The sequence below is a fragment of the Clostridium sp. AM27-28 genome (genome assembly GCF_003480955.1).
In the GTDB taxonomy this organism is placed as follows: domain Bacteria; phylum Bacillota; class Clostridia; order Lachnospirales; family Lachnospiraceae; genus Otoolea; species Otoolea fessa.
In genome coordinates, this window is record NZ_QUJT01000034.1 from 1 (window position 1) to 1,485 (window position 1,485).

1 protein-coding gene and 1 pseudogene are annotated in these 1,485 nt (G+C 52.6%); both read left to right on the top strand.

Annotated features, from left to right (window positions below; translation table 11 throughout):
• Window positions 1–336: pseudogene (locus tag DW720_RS15475) on the top strand (DNA primase); the annotation flags it as partial.
• The coding region (locus DW720_RS15480) for a virulence-associated E family protein (RefSeq protein WP_118749818.1) at window positions 305–1,485 on the top strand (1,181 nt) is incomplete at its 3' end. The pseudogene DW720_RS15475 and the gene DW720_RS15480, both read left to right, overlap by 32 nt.

Consider the following 1,485-nt stretch of genomic DNA (forward strand, 5'->3'; position numbering starts at 1 on the left):
TCCCCGGAGGAACAGTTTCAGGAAGCAAAGAACCGCTGCTTCCGTATTCTTGCCGATTATCTCCACTTGCTTATGGCATGGAGAAAGGACTACGCCCCGCACTCCCCGGAGGAAGCCTTTCATCCCCGGTTCGTGGAAGCCTTACAGAAGCAAGCCCAAGTGGAATATCTGCTGGATATATTGCTGTTCGGGGAGACAGAGGAAAAAGCGGCTTTGATTGCGGACTACGGAAAGGATGTGATACAGCTTGAACAGCGAATGGCAGAGCTTGCAGCCGCAGACGCAGCAAGAATTAAAAAACACCATGAACGCCATGCAGCCACCCCAGAGCATTGAGGAAATCAAAGCGGGACTGGAAACTACCGAGAAAGGCGGTGTCCGTCAGAGCATACGGAACTGCCTGACCGTATTCCAGCGTGACCCGCTGCTTTCCGGGGCTATCGCATACAACATCCTGACCGACCGCAAGGACATCATAAAGCCCATCGGCTTCCACAGAGAAAGCACAGCCCTGAACGATACGGATATGAAGTATCTGCTTCTCTATCTGGAAGAAACCTATGGGCTTACCAATGAGAAAAAGATTGATAATGCCATCGGGATTGTGGCGAATGAAAACAAGTACCATCCCATCCGGGACTACCTAAGTGCCCTTGTGTGGGACGGGACAGAACGAATCCGTTTCTGTCTGCGGCACTTTCTGGGGGCTGACGCAGACGATTACACCTATGAAGCGTTGAAGCTGTTCCTGCTGGGTGCAATCTCACGAGCCTTTCAGCCGGGGTGCAAGTTTGAAATCATGCTCTGTCTGGTAGGCGGTCAGGGGGCTGGCAAGTCCACTTTCTTCCGTCTGCTGGCAGTCCGGGACGAGTGGTTCTCCGATGATTTGCGGAAGCTGGACGATGAAAATGTGTACCGCAAGCTGCAAGGTCACTGGATTATCGAAATGTCGGAAATGATGGCAACTGCCAACGCCAAGAGCATTGAGGAAATCAAGTCGTTTTTAAGCCGGCAGAAAGAGGTCTACAAGATACCCTATGAAACCCACCCGGCAGACCGCCCCCGTCAGTGCGTGTTTGGCGGCACTTCCAATGCCCTTGACTTCCTGCCCCTTGACCGTTCCGGCAACCGCCGCTTTATCCCGGTCATGGTGTACCCGGAGCAAGCTGAGGTTCACATTTTGGAGGACGAAGCTGCTTCCAGAGCCTATATCGAGCAGATGTGGGCAGAAGCAATGGAGATTTACCGAAGCGGCAGGTTCAAGCTGGCTTTCAGCCCCGCCATGCAGCGGTATCTCAAAGAACACCAGCGGGATTTTATGCCGGAGGACACCAAAGCCGGAATGATACAGGCGTATCTTGATAAGTACACCGGGAGCATGGTCTGTTCCAAGCAGCTCTACAAGGAAGCCTTGAACCATGCCTTTGACGAACCGAAGCAATGGGAAATCCGGGAAATCAACGAGATTATGAACCAGTGCATTTC